We start from the raw sequence: 15,821 nt of genomic DNA on the forward strand, positions 1-15,821 counted from the left end.
ACTGGCACTGACTCGATGAGTGGTGGCACTGGCACTGACTCGATGAGTGGTGGCACTGGCACTGACTCGATGAGTGGTGGCACTGGCACTGACTCGATGAGTGGCAGCGACACCATGACGGGTGGCAGCGACACCATGAAAGGTGGTATGTACTACATCTACAACTTCGACGCAGAGAAGGATGTGATACGAGCAGCTGATTTTGGTTATGGCGATTCAGACGAGTTGTTAGACTCCATCACCAAGAGCGGTCAAGCCCAGAATGGCAAGTACTATTCCATACTTGAGTTGAACGATGATTACAAGGTGACGATCTTTAGCAATGATAAGCTGACCGCAGATAATTGTCTGGTCGGTACGGGCGATCTTCCTTCCTCAAGAATGAGTAAGAAGATCGCAGAAGGAGATACTCTGTCTATCGGTAAGATTAAGGGTCTGCCTCCCGGACTCCAAATGCAGCTTGACAAGGGAATGCGCTCTCCAAGTGACCTTCCTGCCCCATTTGCTCCCGAAGAACCAGCCCCACTTTCTGGTGCCGGAACGACTCCCGGCGCAATGGGCGGAATGACTCCCATGATGTAACACGCCTCAAAGTCTTTGAGAGTGCATCCCTGAAGCCAGAAAATTTCAGGGATTTCTACAGGGACAATAGCCGAATTTAGGCGAGAGGTCATCCGACCTGCTAAGCGATCGCACCTTTATCCAAAATTGGTGCGATCGCTTTTTGTTTTAAAGGTTAATATTTGTAAACAACTTCTATAAATTAGTAAACCAAAATTATTCATGCTTATCGAAATTAAAAACCTAGCCACCAAACTAGCGCCGCGCCTGATTGAAATTCGCCGCCATATCCACTCTCACCCAGAATTAAGCGGCCAAGAACACCAGACAGCCGCCTATGTCGCGGGAGTTTTGTCTTCCTGCGGTCTGCACGTCCAAGAGGCAGTCGGTAAAACTGGCGTTATTGGAGAACTGGAAGGTAAGAGTAAGGATGCTGGGTTGCTGGCAATTCGGACGGATATGGACGCCCTACCAATTCAGGAACGCACCTGCCTCGACTACGCTTCTCGCTCTGCCGGAATCATGCACGCCTGCGGTCACGATGTCCACACAACCGTCGGTTTAGGCACAGCAATGGTTCTTGCCGAGTTGGGAGAACACTTGGACGGTAATGTTCGTTTCCTGTTTCAGCCAGCGGAAGAAATTGCCCAAGGAGCCAACTGGATGGTGGAAGATGGGGCAATGGAAAATGTACGAGCCGTTCTAGGGGTTCACGTTTTCCCTTCTATTGTGGGGGGATCGGTGGGTATCCGCTACGGAGCTTTAACAGCAGCTGCGGACGATCTGGAGATAATAATTATCGGTGAATCGGGTCATGGTGCTAGACCTCACGAAGCGATCGATGCTATTTGGATTGCGGCGCAAGTAATTACTAATCTCCAGCAAGCAATTAGCCGCACCCAAAATCCCCTGCGGCCTGTCGTGCTAAGTATTGGTAAAATATCTGGTGGACGAGCGCCCAATGTGATTGCTGACGAAGTGAAAATGCTGGGAACTGTACGTAGTCTCCACCCTGAAACCCGTAGCGCCCTACCCAACTGGATCGAAAAAATCGTGGCGAATGTCTGTCAGACTTATGGCGCTAGCTATGAATTGAACTACAGGCAGGGGGTGCCAGGAGTGCAAAATGACCCTGTACTGAACCAGCTGCTAGAAACGGCGGCTAGAGAAGCTTGGGGGACCGATCGCGTTCTGATCTTACCCGAACCTTCACTGGGAGCAGAAGACTTTTCCCGTTATCTGGAATATGCACCCGGAGCCATGTTTCGTCTCGGAGTCGGGTTTAAAGAGAAACAAAACTACCCCCTACACCATCCCCAGTTTGAAGTCGATGAATCTGCGATCGTGACTGGAGTCGTCACTCTCGCCTATGCTGCTTACAAATACTGGCACTATAGTTAATTAAGAATTAAAATATTCATTTTTAATTTTTAATTTCGCCTTTTTAAGATTCTTATCTGCGTTAATCTGCGTTAATCTGTCTACCCTACGGGAAGGCGAAGCGCCTACATCTGCGGTAAAAATTTAACCCCGATGCCAACAGACAATTTACCGTATTATTCTTACACTAGCGATGTAACCGAAAACGATATAAACAGTAAATTTGATATAATAACTCAAGTTGCTAGTTCTTCAAAAACCCGGTTTCTCTGGGTAAGTTTGCCATTAACTGTGACTGTCAAACACAAGAAACCGGGAATATGTGGTTGTCAAAGTCGATATTTCGTTGCTCTAACCCGCATATTCCCGGTTTCTGGCATTATAGAATTGGTGTTCTAGGCAGTCATGTACTTCCTGGGAAGTAAGCACTTTGCTATAACTCCTTAGAAGGATGTAAGTTAGCCCCTATTTTATTAAGATAGTGGTAATGAAAAAAAGGAGAAACATTTAAGCCTATGGCATCACCTACACCACTTCTGGGCACCGACTTAATAGACTGTGCCAAAGCCAATGCCAAACAAGGAATAGAAACCGCCGCTCATCTGTGTGGCTATGGTAAAGATATTAGTAATTTCAAGCAACAACTAAAGCAAGCTTGCGATCGTATCGGCGTCAAAATTCACGAATTGAGTGACCTGATTACAGATCAGGAGTTAGTAAAAGAAGCAGGGGGAATTGAAATTGCGCCTGATACGGCATCAGAGCTTTAAAAAAAATCAACCCAAAATCTGAAATCGGCAATCTAAAACCAAAAATTGTGACAGCAAGACAAGTTGGCTGGCTGAAGTCGAAATTCCACGCTATACCCTTGAGGGGTTGAAACGCTGGATGTTAGACTGTAAGCGCACAATTAGCCGCGAGAACTTTCTCTGTGCTTTGGCGTTAGTTGAGGTTTCCGTAAAATTAAGTTAAGTTAAGATAATTGCTGTGTGCTTTGGATCTCAATATCTCAATAAGCGAATGGAAACTACTGATTGGCAGAATTTAATTGCAGGGAGTCTAGCGATCGCCGTCATAATAGGCGCGTATTTGATGATGTTCACCAACGTTTGGACTACCAAAAAAAAGAAATAAAGTCAATCATCACTTCTTGAAATGTCCGATACAACTGGTTTTTATGTTTGATTTCCATACCTTGTCCGAGTTTTCACGTGCCCACTGTATCGCCATTTGTGCGTTTCTGGTGCCAGCCAACTTGCTCTTGACCTTGCATACACTCATCCTTACAGTAGTAGGTCGCCCGCAAGTGCAGATAGCTCGCTGGGCTGTAATTGCCTGCATCCCTGCGCTATTGATGGTATTTCACGTATTTACCTGGTTTGCGATCGGCGTGGTAATGGCTCCCACCTACATCTTGCTGTGCCTGGGTAGCGTCTGTCTAGCCATCAGCATCTGGTCTCTAGCTCATCCCACAAGCATGAGTCGATTGCTGAACGCCTTGCGGTCAAAAGCCTCGCTCGCCGTCGGATTGGTTAGATAAAATAGACAAGGAAGGGGACTTTTACCGGCTCCCCTGCCCTACCAGCGACCTACTGCCCTACAACTTGCTATAAGTAAATCATTGACTTGCGATCGCGATCACTTATATTTGTAACGTCCAGTCACCTGAGTGCAAGCCAATACATCACGCATTTAGAATAATTTTGTCACCTTTCCCTTAACTTCTGCGTCACTGAATTACCCGAATCAAAGGCTCATATTATATAGAGTCCAAATGAAACGGGTGTTATGGGTTCTCTACTGAAAATTACAGGTCTAGTTACCTTAATTGTCGGCGTGCAATTTATTCACATGGAATCTACCTTCGCCACCGTAGACTCCCACAAATCCATGCAACTTGAGAACTACGTACCGCCCGATCAAGGTTGCCCAGACTCTAGCCAAGGTGCTGGAACGCGCTAATGGCGTTCTGCGATGCCGAGCGAACATTGAGGTTTAACTGAGTTCGCAGCGTTTCCAGGGGCGTTTCCCAGAGAATATTCCACTGAATGCCAAATAAGGGTTTTGCCTGTTTTCCCATCAACCAGCCTTCAACCAGTGCATTCATATACTCGCCGCATACGAATCACAAACCAGCATAGAAACCGGGTTTCTTTATTAAATTTACTGTTAACCCATATAAATGGTCGATCGCATCTCTGGATAGACAGGTGAAGTGCGATCGCAGATCCCGATATAGTTGAAGAAGCCAATATCAGCAGGCAGGCTTTCTGCGACAAGGAAATCGGATTGCCCAAGGCGCAGGCTCTAGCATTGAGATTGACAAATAACTTATCTTGTGCAGAGATGGCAGTGCTGAACGTACAGAGCGATCGCGTGAATGTTCGGGTGGCGGCTGAGGCGGCGGATTACCTGTACCGGATGGCTGCGGGTCGTCTCAAACGGTTTGCTACGTATTTTGATTTGGAGAGTGGGACGGCGCGTTAGCGAAGCGTGCGCGTTAGCGCATTCGCTTTATATTACGCAGCAGTTAGTGTGCGCGGCGTTGAAGGTGACTGGTAACATGGAAAAATGAATGTAAGGTTGTTTTATGTCAAATCTTGAATTATTAGCTCAACTGCGGCAGTTATCCCATGATGAAAAAATTGAAATGATGCAGTTTTTAACTGCTGAATTAGCGAAAGAAGAAGGTTTAAAATCATTGGATAATGACGTAGTTTACCGTGCTTGGTCGCCTTATGATTATGGTGATGCTGCTCAGAAATTAATGAGCTTATTAGAACAAGAAGAAGCGAAAGAAAATGCGAAATGCTAAACGATTTCCTTTTATTGAACGAAGGAATCAAGCAGGAGAGGCTAATGTTTTTCCTTATCTACCCATTACTTTAAGTTATCGGGATTATGTTTCGGAAGTTTTTGGTTTGTTGGATACAGGCGCGAGTCTTAATGTTTTACCGTACCATGTTGGTTTAGCATTGGGAGCAGTTTGGGAGGAGCAAACCCTTTCAATTTCCTTAGCAGGTAATCTTGCGCCAGTGGAAGCAAGGGGTTTAACAGACTCATCACCTTGGCGAATCGCTCGTCCGTAAGCCAGTACCTCGTCAAAGGCTGGTTCATCTTTGAAAGACCCTGTAATTTGTTGTAGCCAATTTGTCGGTTGAGGATTTGTCACTTGTTTCTGCAATTTGGCGATCGCTGCTTCTACTGCTGCCATCCGTTCTTCTCGCATAGGTGTTGGTTGTCATTGGATTTTACTCCTATTGTTATGACAGATTGTAACGTCGAAGCGAGCGATCGCATCTCTGGATAGACAGGCTAAGTGCGATCGCAGATCCCGATATAGTGGAAGAAGCCAGCATCAGCAGGCAGGCTTTCTGCGACAAGGAAATCGGACTGCCCAGGGCGCAAGCTCGCTTCGTTGAGTTTGGATGTCCCTATGCTATATGCTATAATGAGAGAGTTATGTTAGCTAAAAAATTATGAAAAATAATGTTGAAATTAACGAGGAATTGGTTAAAGAAGCCCTGCAATTAACCAACTTAAAAACAGAAAAAGAATTGATTGATTTTGCTTTGCAAGAATTAATCCGTACCCGCAAAAAGCGGAATTTATTGGATTTGAGCGGACAAATTCAATTTTCAACAGACTACAACTACAAAGCCTTGCGAGAAAACCGAAATGTTTCTGATTGATACTTCTGTTTGGATAAGTGTTTTCCGCAATCGCACAGGTGCATTCCGTCAATCTCTCGAAGCAATAATTAACAATGAAAGCATTTTTTTAAGCCGATTTACTCAGATGGAACTCTTGCAAGGTTGCCGAGATGATCGCGAGTGGACGCTATTAGAAACTTATCTTCAAGAGCAAGACTATATCGAGGCAACTCCCGGTACTTGGGTGGCGGCTGCCCGAATTTATTACGATTTGCAACGACAGGGTTTAACGCTTAGAAGTAGTATTGATTGTTGCATTGCTCAACTTGCGATCGAACACCAATTAATTCTAATTCACAACGATCGCGATTTTGAAACGATTCAAAGGGTGCGAGCGCTCAATTGTTTGCGCTTTCAACCCAACAATAATTGAAAATTAAAGAAGGTGGATTGGTGATGAGGCAGATTGTACCGTCGAAGCGAGCGATCGCATCTCTGGATAGACAGGCTAAGTGCGATCGCGTAGAGTTGTGTCAGTAGTATCGCGTTAGCATAGCGTACCGTAGGCGATCGCAAATCCCGATCGAATATCCAAGGCAAACATCAGCACACCCCCCCAGCTAGCGACAAGGAGATTCAGGCTCTAGCATTGAGATATGCGAATGCCGTTCGTCAGCTACGCTAAAGCCTGGGCAGAATGCACGATAATAGAGGCAGCCTAATTAGCATTTCCAAATTTTAATGCAGTTTGAGTGGGATGAAGCGAAGAATTTAGAAAATATTCGCAAACATGAGATTGATTTCGCAGATGTCTCTGAGATGTTTGATAGTCCAATGCTAATTGAGCTAGACGATCGTTTTGATTACGGCGAAGACCGTTGGTTCGGTATCGGTTTCCTTGGTAACGGCATAGCGGTTGTTGTTTGGACAGAACGGCAGAATAACGTGATTCGGATCATTTCAGCACGAAGGGCAAATCGATATGAGCGCCAAAGACTTGAGCAATACCTCTCGTACTAATTGGACAGCACTGGAGGCGATGGAAGATGAAGGGATTGATTACTCTGACATTCCACCGTTGACGGAAGAGTTTTTTGAGAAGGCTACTTTAAGAATTCCCGCGTCTCAAGCACAGCGCCTAGTTCAGATCGATCCAGATGTTTTGAAGTGGTTCCAAGCTCAAAGCGGAGAATATAAAGCTTTAATCAACTCGGTCTTGCGTCGCTACATAGAAGGCGGTGGCGAGCAGTCAGCAGTATAACAACCGTTCGATTTTTGCTAACATTCATTAACAAAAACTTCCTGTTTCATCTGGGACTGTCGGCAGCACCCCATCCACAAGCAGACACGAGAGAACTTCCCGCGTTAATTTCTCGATATTAATTGCGGCATTCAAGTCTCTATCCAATTCTAACCCACAATCACATCGATAAACTCGTTCTGATAACTCCAAAACCTCTTTGACGAAACCGCAATTTGAACAGGTTTTACTACTTGGCTTAAACCTGCCAATCACTACTAGCTTACTGCCATACAAGGGACATTTATATTCTAACTGGCGACGGAATTCATAAAATCCCATATCCCCTATCGATGCAGCTAAACAATGATTAGCCATCATCCCTGACACATTCAAATCCTCAATTCCTACTACTGCGTGGTTTTTGCTTAAGTAAGAGGTGAGTTTATGTAATGTGTCCAAGCGGATATTTGCTATCTTTTGATGCAGACGCGCTAAGGCTTTGACTGCTTTAAACCTGTTGGCAGAACCTTTTTGACGACGTGCTACAATTCGTTGAAGTTTGGCTAGTTTATGTTTGGCTTTTTGGTAAGACTTCGCACCTGTAAATATCTCTCCTGTCGATAGGGTAGCGTACCGTAGGCGAGCGTTGAAATCTAGGCTCTCCCGTACTTTGGGATGTGTGAGGTTGCCATCTCCGATGCTCCAGGCTCCTGACCTTTTGAAATCGAAACCAGAAGAGTTGACAAATAACCTATCTTGTGGTGAGATGGTAATGATGAACTTGCAAAGCGACACTCAAGCTAAAATCCTCTATGGGATTGCTTTGTTACCTTCTGGAAAAGCTTAAATTTTTGTAAAGGAGACTTGACTTATGACTGAGAAGACAGGTATTTTATTTGCTGGTCACGCTGGAGCTATTGCATCAACTGTTATTGCTGGTGCTAATTTACTTAAACAGGGATTTAGTCCTAAATATGCTTTGCTTTGCGAATCATATATTACAGAAGATCAGAAAACCATTGCTGATAAATTAGAATTACCCCAACTGGAGGACTTAGTGTTTTCTGGGTGGGATATATATTGTCACACCATAGAGGAAAGCCTTCGCCATCACAAAGTTCTATCAGAAAATGATATTGTCAAAGTATCTGTTGATATTTTAAATCAACCCGCGCTACCAGTGCCTTGTGCAGTTAACAAGGGAGAATGGGGTCAAGAAATTGAAGGAATACGTTCTGATATTCGTAATTTCCGGAAAAAAAATCAATTAAACTATGTAGTAGTAGTCAATTGTATTTCTACCCAACCTACTCCAAAGTGGTCAGAAACCTATGACTCCTTAGATAAGTTTCAAGAATCCTGCTATCAGGGTTATGATACTGTTACCCCTTCGATGAAATATGCTTGTGCGGCTGTATTAGAATCAGCAGGCTACATAAATTTTACACCGAACTTATCAGCAGTTCCAGCTATAGTTACATTAGCAAAGGAAAAGGGTGTACCTTTGGCGGGACGGGATGGTAAAACGGGGCAAACTTTCCTTAAAACTGTGCTGGCTTCGGCTTTAAATATGCGTCAATTATATATCAATGGTTGGTATAGCACTAACATATTAGGAAATCGAGATGGTGAGGCTTTATCTGAGGAAGATGCTTTCCAAACTAAACTAATGAGTAAATTAGCTTGTTTGGATGAAATTGTGGGCTATAAAGTTGAGGATCATCAAGTTCATATTCATCATTATCGCCCGCGTGGTGATAATAAGGAATCATGGGACAACATAGATTTACAAGGTTTTTTGGGGTATTCGATGCAAATCAAGATTAACGGACTTTATCGAGATAGTATCTTGGCTGCACCTCTAATACTAGATATGGTTAGACTAATGACAATCTCAATAAAAATACAAGAAGGCGGTTTAACAGAGCATCTGGCTGCTTTTTTTAAATCTCCAGAAATGCCAGAAGGTACGAATGTTATACACGACTTCTTTGCCCAATATTCTCTGCTTCAAAAATGGATCTATAAACATATAAAAAATTAGGCGTTGCTGAATCAAAAGATGAAGCCCTCTTTAGACGCTTGCATGCAAGCGTCTCTACCGTAGAGACGCTTGTATGCAAGCGTCTCTACTTATGCGTCTGGTCAACAGACTGGACATCAGGTGAAATTCTTTTCATGCCTAAAATCAGCAACGCCAAAAATTAATTGAAATTGAGCGATATTTTCTAGGAAACCTAACATTTTAGATGACAACAGCTAATGATTTCAAAACGATTTAACCAAAAAGTTTTTATTGTCACAGGGGGTACTCAAGGTTTGGGTAGAGGTATCGCTCATTATTTAGCAGAGCATGGGGCATCAGGTATTCTTATATGTGGGAGGAATAGAGAAAATGGTGAACAAGTAAGCCGAGAACTAAAAAATTATGGCTGTGAGGGAAAATACGTTCAAGCTGATTTAAGTAAAGAATCTGATTGTCGAAAAGTAGTAACAACCTGTGACTCTATATTTGGCAATATACATGGTTTAGTTAATGCCGCCGGAATCAGTAATAGAGCCTATTTAGATGAAACTACTGTAGAATTGTGGGATCTCTTATTCGCTGTAAATGTTCGCGCTCCGTTTATTCTGACACAAGAAGTAGTTAGGATAATGAAAAGGGAAAAAAACGGTGGTAGTATCGTAAATATTATCTCTATCTCAAGTCACGGCGGTCAACCTTACTTGACAGCTTACTGTTCATCTAAAGGAGCATTAACTGTCTTTACGAAAAATGTAGCCCATGCTTTAAGGTATGACAGAATTAGAGTTAATGGTTTGAATATTGGATGGATGGATACACCAAATGAGGATAAGGTTCAAAAGTTAATGGGTAAACCAGATGATTGGCTGAAACAAGCGGAATCTTTGCAACCGTTTGGGCGACTTCTAAAGCCTCTTGATGTTGCTAAAATGGTGGCATTTTTGTTAAGTGATGAAGCCGAAATGGTAACGGGTTCGATAATTGATTTTGATCAAAAAATTATAGGCGCTTATGACTAAAGATGCTAACATTTTATTGAGAAATTTTTAAGTATAAAACCAAGCAAAAATAAGGAATAAATCGATGCCTAAAGTTTTAACCAATGCAGAAATTGAATATTACCATCACAATGGCTATCTATCGCCGATTGATTTATTGAGTACCGAAGAAGTCAACTTTTGTCTTCAATCATTCGAGGCGATAGAAAAACAGTTTGGTGGCGAAATGAATACCCATGAGTTGCGTCACAAACCACATTTAATTATGGGTTGGGCTGATAGACTTGTTCATAATCCTAAAAATTCTAGATCTAGTTGAAGATTTAATTGGCACTGACATCTTATGTTGGGAATCAGCACTTTTTGTCAAACCTTCTCAAAGTGATGCTTATATCAGTTGGCATCAAGATTTAACCTATTGGGGTTTAGATGATTCAGATATTCTAACGGTGTGGGTAGCACTTACACCCAGTATCAAAGAAAGTGGCTGTGTGCGAGTTATTCCGGGTTCACATCTTGGGAAAGTAGTTCCCCATAAAGATACTTTTGCACCGAAGAATATGCTGACACGGGGCAAACTATTGCCGTTGATTTTGATGAAACAAAAGCCGTTGATCTTGAGTTACAACTTGGTCAAATTTCGCTCCATCATGTTAAACTTTTTCATAGTTCTGGTGCGAATCATTGTGAGCATCGACGAATTGGTTTAGACTTATTCATAACCGAAAAAGACACCGCCTGTCGCTACGGTTCCCTTCTCGTCAGCACTTGTATGTCCGGCGTATCAGAATGCGACAATCTGCGAATAAAAATTGTTGATTTAACCGACTCCCAATATGCTAAATATCGCACTGGAGACTGTCACGGTGCAATCAGTTCCGAATTACTCAAAAGCATCGGCGGCGAGAAAAATCGAGCCAGCCAATTTCGTTTCGCTTGGCTACGCAGTTGGAATACAGAACATACAGAATCCACGACTTAGCAGCAGAGAGAATCCTAGCTGCTGAAAAAACTGGTCAAAAGATAGCAGTAGAGGTAAAATCCTTTCTAGGAGCGTCAGATGTGACTGAGTTTCATATAGCACTTGGTCAATGCCTCAACTAAAGTTCAGCTTTGAGATTGACAGACAGAACCCGACCGGACTTTATATTTAGCAATTACAGTTGATATTTACGATGATTTTTTTAGTCGTAAATTTATTCAAAGAGTCATTGCAGAACATCAACTCAAATTGCTCATTTTTAACCCCGAACAAGAGGAGATTGTTCTATGGAAGGAATAAATTCCCGCGAAGTAGTGCAAACAATTCTTAAAAGTTATGCCAACAATCGCACAAATAGTCAGACAGAAGTCCAACTGATATTTGATACGGAGCGCGATCGCTATCAAGTTCTTAATATTGGTTGGCAAGATTTAACACGAGTATTTGGTTGTATCATCTACGTGGAAATTAAAGATGGCAAAATTTGGATTGAACGGGATGGGACTGAAATCGGAGTTGCGAATGAATTAGTAGAAGCTGGAGTTCCCAAGCAAGATATAGTTCTGGCGTTTAAAGCTCCCTATAAACGGAAATTTACTGAGTTTGCTGTTGGTTAAAGTGGTAGGTGTGATTGTACGCTTTCAGGTAAACTGTTCACCCTATGATTTAGTTTGGCAAGGAATTCCCGTAAATTTGCGTTTTGGTCTTGCATTGTAAAATATATTGTATCCCTTTCCGGTAGAAATTTATCTATTTTTCTCTCCCCCTGCTTACTCTGCTACCTCATATAGATATTCTTTGAGTGGAAGGGGAGTAGGGGTAATTAATCGCGCTGCCAAATTTGGATCGAACCGTCCGCATTGCCACTGACAAGCATTTGACCGTTGGGACTAAGGGTAACGGAGATCGCGGAACTAGCTGAATTAGCAGTCAAGGTACATATCTGTAAGCCAGTTTCTAAATGCCAAATTGCGATCGTACCGTCTGCACTACCACTGATCAGAGTTTCCCCATCGGGACTGAAGATAACAGATGTGACTGCACCTGCATGACCTGTGAGAGTACAGAGACGATCGCGGTTGCCGAGATGCCACAATTTGATCGTTCTATCGGTACTGGCGCTGGCGAGAACCTCTCCATTTGGATGAAATGCGATCGCACCAATCGATCCTAAATCGCCGCTGAAAGTGTGCAACAGTTGCCCCGTATTCCCATGCCAAAATTTAATGTTGCCGTCCCCACCGCCACTGGCTAGCAGCTCTCCATCGGGACTGAAAGCGATCGCACCTACCGCCCCTAAATGCCCCGTGAGAGTGTAGAGCGATTTTCCAGTCTCCAGAGACAATACTTTGATCGTCTGGTCAAAACCGCCGCTGGCAAGCGTCCGTCCATCTGGGCTAATCGCCACAGAGCGAACCGAGCCCGAATGCTCCCTGAAAGTGTCAATCAGTGCGCCAGTATCTGCATCCCATAACTTCACCGAGGCAGGATCGGAACAGCCGCTAGCAAGGCTTGTCTCAGAGGTGACGTAGGCTAGAGCATAAACCACACCAGCCTTTTCCGACAACACCCGAATTAGTTCCCCAGTCTGCAAATTCCAAATTTTAATCTTCCCATCAAAACCGCCGCTGGCTATCTTTTCTCCATCCGAACTAATCGCCACGGAAGCCACCCAATCAGAATGCGCCCTTACAATTTGGACACAACTCCAAGTCTGAGTTGGAGGTTCGGGAACTCTTGACTGGGAACTGGTTAAAGGCGAAGCATTCGGTGCAAAATTCCTCGCTTCCACCTGTTCATTGTCGCCCGAATGCTTTGCCCCTACGGACTGGGGGGAGATGTTATCTGTTTGCTCCAGTGCTTTAAATCTAACTTCTTCCAAAGCTTCTCTGCTTTCTTTAATCTCTTGCACCTGCTGCTTTAGCTCATCCAACTGATTTTGTAGCTCAGCAGAATCGAACTGTGGCTGTGTGGTTGTCTCGTTCGCTGCTTCTTCCCTGGTTTGTTTTTCGAGTTGAATTGCTTCCACCTGCTGTTTTAACGTATCCAACTGATTTTGTAGCCTAGAAGAATCGAACTGTTGCGGTGTGGTTGTCTCTTTCGCTGCTTCTTGCCTGGTTTGTTTTTCGAGTTGAATCGCTTGCACCTGCTGCTTTAGTTCATCCAACTGATTTTGTAGCCTAGAAGAATCGAACTGTTGCGGTGTGGTTGTCTCTTTCGCTGCTTCTTGCCTGGTTTGTTTTTCGAGTTGAATCGCTTGCATCTGCTGTTTTAGCTTATCCAACTGATTTTGTAGCCCAGAAGAATCGAACTGTGGCTCTTTTGTTTTTAGGCTCTTTGTTTCGTCCCTGGTTTGTTTTTCAAGTTGAATCGCTTGCACCTGCTGCTTTAACGTATCCAGTTGGCTTTGTAGCGACACCTCCAGCTCGTTAGCAACAGTTGAGATTCCTTGAGAAAGCTTAGCGATCGCCTGCTCCAAATTGTCTATCCTTACTGATAGGGACGAACTATTCAGATATTGCACCACACTTGTGAGAGAATCCTGCAAGCTAGCACACTGCTCCTTAAGTTCAGCCACATCGTGATAGATGGGATTCAGGTTAGCCCTTATCGAGGTAGCCACAACCTCTTGTACGTCATGTGAATTGAAGCGAACCGATTCTGGGGAAGAGGGCAAAGAGCTAGCTGAGGCGTATAAAGATTGAAGCTCGCCGGATATTTGTCGCTGAAGGCGCGTAATCGCAGCATTGGTAATCTGCTTCGTCAGTATCTCGGAGCGACGACGATTGATCGAGTTCAATATCACTGAAGCAGACAGGGGTATAGCCACGTAGATGACTTGCCCGCTGAGCGCCGCCACGACTGACCCAGCAACTGAGCCAGCCAGGGAAACATATTCCGCAATCTCTAACCGACGGGAGTTGTTAAGCATTAAACACTTCTGAATCAGCTCCTCTCTTCTGAATCATATCAGTCTCAGCAGTGAGGTATCTTAAGGTTATGCAAGTTTTGCAAGTCGATGACATCCAGTAATAACTATTTAATAACCATAAAAAACTAAACAATCGTTGAGAAGTTTAGATTCTCTCAGTCTTCTAAAATTGGCGCATAATGTAGGATTTCTAAGGGTTGTAGGGTGATTAATCCGTTCTTAACCATTTCTCGCACTAAGGGCAGAAATTCGGAAATCGCCTCCTCGCGGTCAATTATGCTGACTACTACAGGCAGGTTGGAGGATAAGTCCAAAAAATGGGTGGTTTGGATTGTGATGTATTTGCCATATCCAGCCATCGCTCTCATTGCCGTTCCCTGAGCCAATCCGTGTTTGCGAGCAAGTTCAATCAGGGCGATATACAGCGGTTCGTTGTGCCAGCGATCGGATTCACTAATGTAAATGGTGAGTTGTTGCCACATCATACCAGCTGTCCTACTTTCCCCATCGAGCTAAAATTATCCCCAGCTGAATGCTGATAATTCCCAGTATTGCACTACCTGCCCAATAAAGACCTGCTACCAGATAACTGCGTGAGCCTTCTTCCGACGAGCCTTCGGCATCGCGCAGAAGATTTATTGTATCTAACCCATAGGTAGAAAAGGTAGTGTAGGCACCTAAAAATCCCGTTGCTACCAACAGTCGCACTTCTGGGGAGATGGTTACTACCCGTTCTAATGCCAGGGTGGCAAAGAAACCCATAAACAAACAGCCGCTGAGGTTGATGAAAAAAGTGCCGTAGGGAAATCCGGTGCCGAAGCGCTGCGCGAACCATAAAGTTAAATAGTAGCGACACAATGCACCCGCGATCGCTCCCAAACTAATAGCTATTGGATTCCGAATGTTGGGATCTTGTAACACAACGATATGAGGCAGGGTTAAGAACGGTCACGTCAACCTAGCTATTTTATCAACGAGCCTGGTGCGTTAAACCGTACCTCCCAGTGGGCGTTCACCGTCATCGAACTTGGGATAGGCTGGATAGAATGAAGCCAAATATCACAAAAGGCTACCGTTTAGAGCGATGAATATCTAAATCAATGTGCCTTGGAGTACGAGCGTATTAAAACAATGAATCAATTTAAGTAGGTGGGCATAATTAAACTTAAAACTCCAGGCCCTTAGAAACCCGGTTTCTTGGAGAAACCGGGTTTCTGAGAGTTCAGTTTATTTACGCCCACCTACTTAAAACAGTTGCTTTGTTGGATTTGTTCCAAATACAGGAGAAACAACCATGACCGAACCCACTGTTCCTAAAGAATCGACAATTGTCGAAGTCACTGAGACAACTGAGATTGTGGAAGTCAGCCAACAGACAACTGACTTAGTAAAAAAGGAAATGCCTGATGCTACCGAAGAGGTTAAAAAGGAGACAGCAGCGCTGGTCGAAGCGATTCAAAAGCGGGCGCAATTAGAAATGCAGGCGGCAGGCGACCTCACCCGCGAGGCTTACCTTAAGTCGGTTCGTCAAGCACAGGAAGCGATCGAACAAAATCAGGCGATCGCAAAAGAGCGAATCGACCAAGCAGTTGGGCTGATTCAGCAAGAAGCTGAGAAAAATTGGCTGCTGGTTGACGCGATTAAAACTCGCGCTCAGGCAGAAATTCAATCTGCTGGCGATGTCACCCGCGAGAACTATCTCAAGGCGGTGCGTCAAGCGCGGGAAGCTGTTGAACAAAATAAATTCGTCGAACGGGAGCGAATTGAAGCGGCAGTTCACGAGATTCACAAGCAAGCTGAAAAGAATTGGCTGACGATCGCTAGCGAAATTGAGTCCATTGGTGTGCGTCTGGCGGATGCGGCCAAAACTGCCTGGATTGCTCTAATGGCTTCTTTGTCAAAGTCCGATCGCAAGTAAATCTTTTGTGAGGTGGGTAATCCCCACTTTACAAGAGCTTGTGTAGGGGTACGGAATACCGTAACCCTAAAACTGCATTACAGGAGTGCCCCCGATGCTGCATAATGGGGAAGTTTTCTCACATAGTC

The 15,821-nt window shown here is 44.1% G+C and carries 26 protein-coding genes; 20 read left to right on the forward strand and 6 right to left on the reverse strand.

Annotation, left to right across the window (positions count from 1 at the left end; translation table 11 throughout):
* The 5 genes from LAY41_RS01130 to LAY41_RS01150 all read left to right on the forward strand — a co-directional run.
* The coding region (locus LAY41_RS01130) for a hypothetical protein (RefSeq protein ID WP_249093183.1) at positions 1-582 on the forward strand (582 nt) is incomplete at its 5' end.
* Positions 583-783: 201 nt separating this feature from the next.
* Entirely contained in the window at positions 784-1,962 is a 1,179-nt protein-coding gene (locus LAY41_RS01135) for a M20 family metallopeptidase (protein WP_249093185.1), read from the forward strand.
* A 494-nt stretch (positions 1,963-2,456) separates the two neighbouring features.
* A complete protein-coding gene (locus tag LAY41_RS01140; protein ID WP_249093188.1) occupies positions 2,457-2,711 on the forward strand; it encodes a hypothetical protein in 255 nt (84 codons plus the stop codon).
* 407 nt (positions 2,712-3,118) lie between these two features.
* Entirely contained in the window at positions 3,119-3,481 is a 363-nt protein-coding gene (locus LAY41_RS01145; protein ID WP_249093190.1) for a hypothetical protein, read from the forward strand.
* 248 nt (positions 3,482-3,729) lie between these two features.
* A complete protein-coding gene (locus LAY41_RS01150) occupies positions 3,730-3,903 on the forward strand; it encodes a hypothetical protein (RefSeq protein ID WP_249093193.1) in 174 nt (57 codons plus the stop codon).
* On the opposite strand, the gene LAY41_RS01155 is transcribed toward LAY41_RS01150, so the two are convergent.
* Positions 3,878-4,048: a hypothetical protein gene (locus LAY41_RS01155; protein WP_249093194.1), complete on the reverse strand. Its 171-nt coding sequence runs from the start codon at positions 4,046-4,048 to the stop codon at positions 3,878-3,880. The genes LAY41_RS01150 and LAY41_RS01155 overlap by 26 nt on opposite strands.
* A gap of 182 nt (positions 4,049-4,230) precedes the next feature.
* Between LAY41_RS01155 and LAY41_RS01160 the strand changes: the two genes are divergently transcribed.
* A complete protein-coding gene (locus LAY41_RS01160; RefSeq protein WP_249093196.1) occupies positions 4,231-4,428 on the forward strand; it encodes a hypothetical protein in 198 nt (65 codons plus the stop codon).
* Positions 4,429-4,531: 103 nt separating this feature from the next.
* Entirely contained in the window at positions 4,532-4,756 is a 225-nt protein-coding gene (locus tag LAY41_RS01165; RefSeq protein ID WP_249065507.1) for a hypothetical protein, read from the forward strand.
* An 84-nt stretch (positions 4,757-4,840) separates the two neighbouring features.
* Here the strand turns inward: LAY41_RS01165 and LAY41_RS01170 are convergent, their stop codons facing one another.
* Positions 4,841-5,170: a hypothetical protein gene (locus LAY41_RS01170; protein WP_249093198.1), complete on the reverse strand. Its 330-nt coding sequence runs from the start codon at positions 5,168-5,170 to the stop codon at positions 4,841-4,843.
* A gap of 250 nt (positions 5,171-5,420) precedes the next feature.
* Here LAY41_RS01170 and LAY41_RS01175 point away from each other — a divergent pair, with 250 nt between their 5' ends.
* From LAY41_RS01175 to LAY41_RS01190, 4 genes are all read left to right on the forward strand, one after another.
* Positions 5,421-5,633, forward strand: coding sequence for a type II toxin-antitoxin system VapB family antitoxin (locus tag LAY41_RS01175; RefSeq protein ID WP_249093200.1), 213 nt, complete (start codon positions 5,421-5,423; stop codon positions 5,631-5,633).
* A complete protein-coding gene (gene vapC / locus LAY41_RS01180) occupies positions 5,620-6,027 on the forward strand; it encodes a type II toxin-antitoxin system VapC family toxin (protein WP_249093203.1) in 408 nt (135 codons plus the stop codon). Before LAY41_RS01175 ends, vapC begins: the two co-directional genes overlap by 14 nt.
* Before the next feature lie 308 nt (positions 6,028-6,335).
* The gene (locus LAY41_RS01185) at positions 6,336-6,614 is read left to right on the forward strand and encodes a BrnT family toxin (protein ID WP_249093205.1); all 279 of its coding nucleotides are present in this window, start codon (positions 6,336-6,338) and stop codon (positions 6,612-6,614) included.
* Positions 6,577-6,855, forward strand: coding sequence for a BrnA antitoxin family protein (locus tag LAY41_RS01190; protein ID WP_249065501.1), 279 nt, complete (start codon positions 6,577-6,579; stop codon positions 6,853-6,855). The genes LAY41_RS01185 and LAY41_RS01190 overlap by 38 nt, the downstream gene beginning before the upstream one ends.
* A 27-nt stretch (positions 6,856-6,882) precedes the next feature.
* Here LAY41_RS01190 and LAY41_RS01195 read toward each other — a convergent pair whose 3' ends face one another.
* A complete protein-coding gene (locus LAY41_RS01195; RefSeq protein ID WP_249093207.1) occupies positions 6,883-7,632 on the reverse strand; it encodes an RNA-guided endonuclease InsQ/TnpB family protein in 750 nt (249 codons plus the stop codon).
* Positions 7,633-7,708: 76 nt separating this feature from the next.
* Between LAY41_RS01195 and LAY41_RS01200 the strand changes: the two genes are divergently transcribed.
* The 8 genes from LAY41_RS01200 (at position 7,709) to LAY41_RS01230 (ending at position 11,460) form a co-directional block, all read left to right on the forward strand.
* A complete protein-coding gene (locus LAY41_RS01200; RefSeq protein WP_249093209.1) occupies positions 7,709-8,881 on the forward strand; it encodes an inositol-3-phosphate synthase in 1,173 nt (390 codons plus the stop codon).
* A 218-nt stretch (positions 8,882-9,099) separates the two neighbouring features.
* Complete coding sequence (locus LAY41_RS01205) at positions 9,100-9,882, forward strand: SDR family oxidoreductase (RefSeq protein ID WP_249093212.1); 783 nt, start codon at positions 9,100-9,102, stop codon at positions 9,880-9,882.
* Positions 9,883-9,946: 64 nt separating this feature from the next.
* Complete coding sequence (locus LAY41_RS01210; protein ID WP_249093214.1) at positions 9,947-10,180, forward strand: phytanoyl-CoA dioxygenase family protein; 234 nt, start codon at positions 9,947-9,949, stop codon at positions 10,178-10,180.
* Complete coding sequence (locus LAY41_RS01215) at positions 10,146-10,571, forward strand: phytanoyl-CoA dioxygenase family protein (RefSeq protein ID WP_249093216.1); 426 nt, start codon at positions 10,146-10,148, stop codon at positions 10,569-10,571. Before LAY41_RS01210 ends, LAY41_RS01215 begins: the two co-directional genes overlap by 35 nt.
* Complete coding sequence (locus LAY41_RS32720; protein WP_420840297.1) at positions 10,499-10,843, forward strand: hypothetical protein; 345 nt, start codon at positions 10,499-10,501, stop codon at positions 10,841-10,843. Before LAY41_RS01215 ends, LAY41_RS32720 begins: the two co-directional genes overlap by 73 nt.
* On the forward strand, positions 10,810-10,965 hold the full coding sequence (locus tag LAY41_RS32115; RefSeq protein WP_275973851.1) for an element excision factor XisH family protein: 156 nt from the start codon (positions 10,810-10,812) through the stop codon (positions 10,963-10,965). The genes LAY41_RS32720 and LAY41_RS32115 overlap by 34 nt, the downstream gene beginning before the upstream one ends.
* Before the next feature lie 64 nt (positions 10,966-11,029).
* Positions 11,030-11,143, forward strand: coding sequence for an element excision factor XisH family protein (locus LAY41_RS32120; RefSeq protein WP_338022920.1), 114 nt, complete (start codon positions 11,030-11,032; stop codon positions 11,141-11,143).
* On the forward strand, positions 11,131-11,460 hold the full coding sequence (locus tag LAY41_RS01230) for a XisI protein (protein WP_249093220.1): 330 nt from the start codon (positions 11,131-11,133) through the stop codon (positions 11,458-11,460). The genes LAY41_RS32120 and LAY41_RS01230 overlap by 13 nt, the downstream gene beginning before the upstream one ends.
* 206 nt (positions 11,461-11,666) lie before the next feature.
* Here LAY41_RS01230 and LAY41_RS01235 read toward each other — a convergent pair whose 3' ends face one another.
* From LAY41_RS01235 to crcB, 3 genes are all read right to left on the reverse strand, one after another.
* The gene (locus LAY41_RS01235) at positions 11,667-13,775 is read right to left on the reverse strand and encodes a WD40 repeat domain-containing protein (protein WP_249093222.1); all 2,109 of its coding nucleotides are present in this window, start codon (positions 13,773-13,775) and stop codon (positions 11,667-11,669) included.
* A 155-nt stretch (positions 13,776-13,930) separates the two neighbouring features.
* Positions 13,931-14,260, reverse strand: coding sequence for a DUF190 domain-containing protein (locus tag LAY41_RS01240; protein ID WP_249093224.1), 330 nt, complete (start codon positions 14,258-14,260; stop codon positions 13,931-13,933).
* 10 nt (positions 14,261-14,270) lie between these two features.
* Positions 14,271-14,696 (reverse strand): fluoride efflux transporter CrcB, encoded by a 426-nt coding sequence (crcB, locus tag LAY41_RS01245; protein ID WP_249093226.1) that lies wholly within the window; start codon positions 14,694-14,696, stop codon positions 14,271-14,273.
* A gap of 373 nt (positions 14,697-15,069) precedes the next feature.
* On the opposite strand from crcB, the gene LAY41_RS01250 reads away from it, so the two are divergent.
* On the forward strand, positions 15,070-15,693 hold the full coding sequence (locus tag LAY41_RS01250; protein WP_249093230.1) for a hypothetical protein: 624 nt from the start codon (positions 15,070-15,072) through the stop codon (positions 15,691-15,693).
* Positions 15,694-15,821: the final 128 nt, after the last annotated feature.

It is taken from the genome of Argonema galeatum A003/A1 (assembly GCF_023333595.1).
GTDB classification, from domain to species: Bacteria; Cyanobacteriota; Cyanobacteriia; order Cyanobacteriales; family Aerosakkonemataceae; genus Argonema; species Argonema galeatum.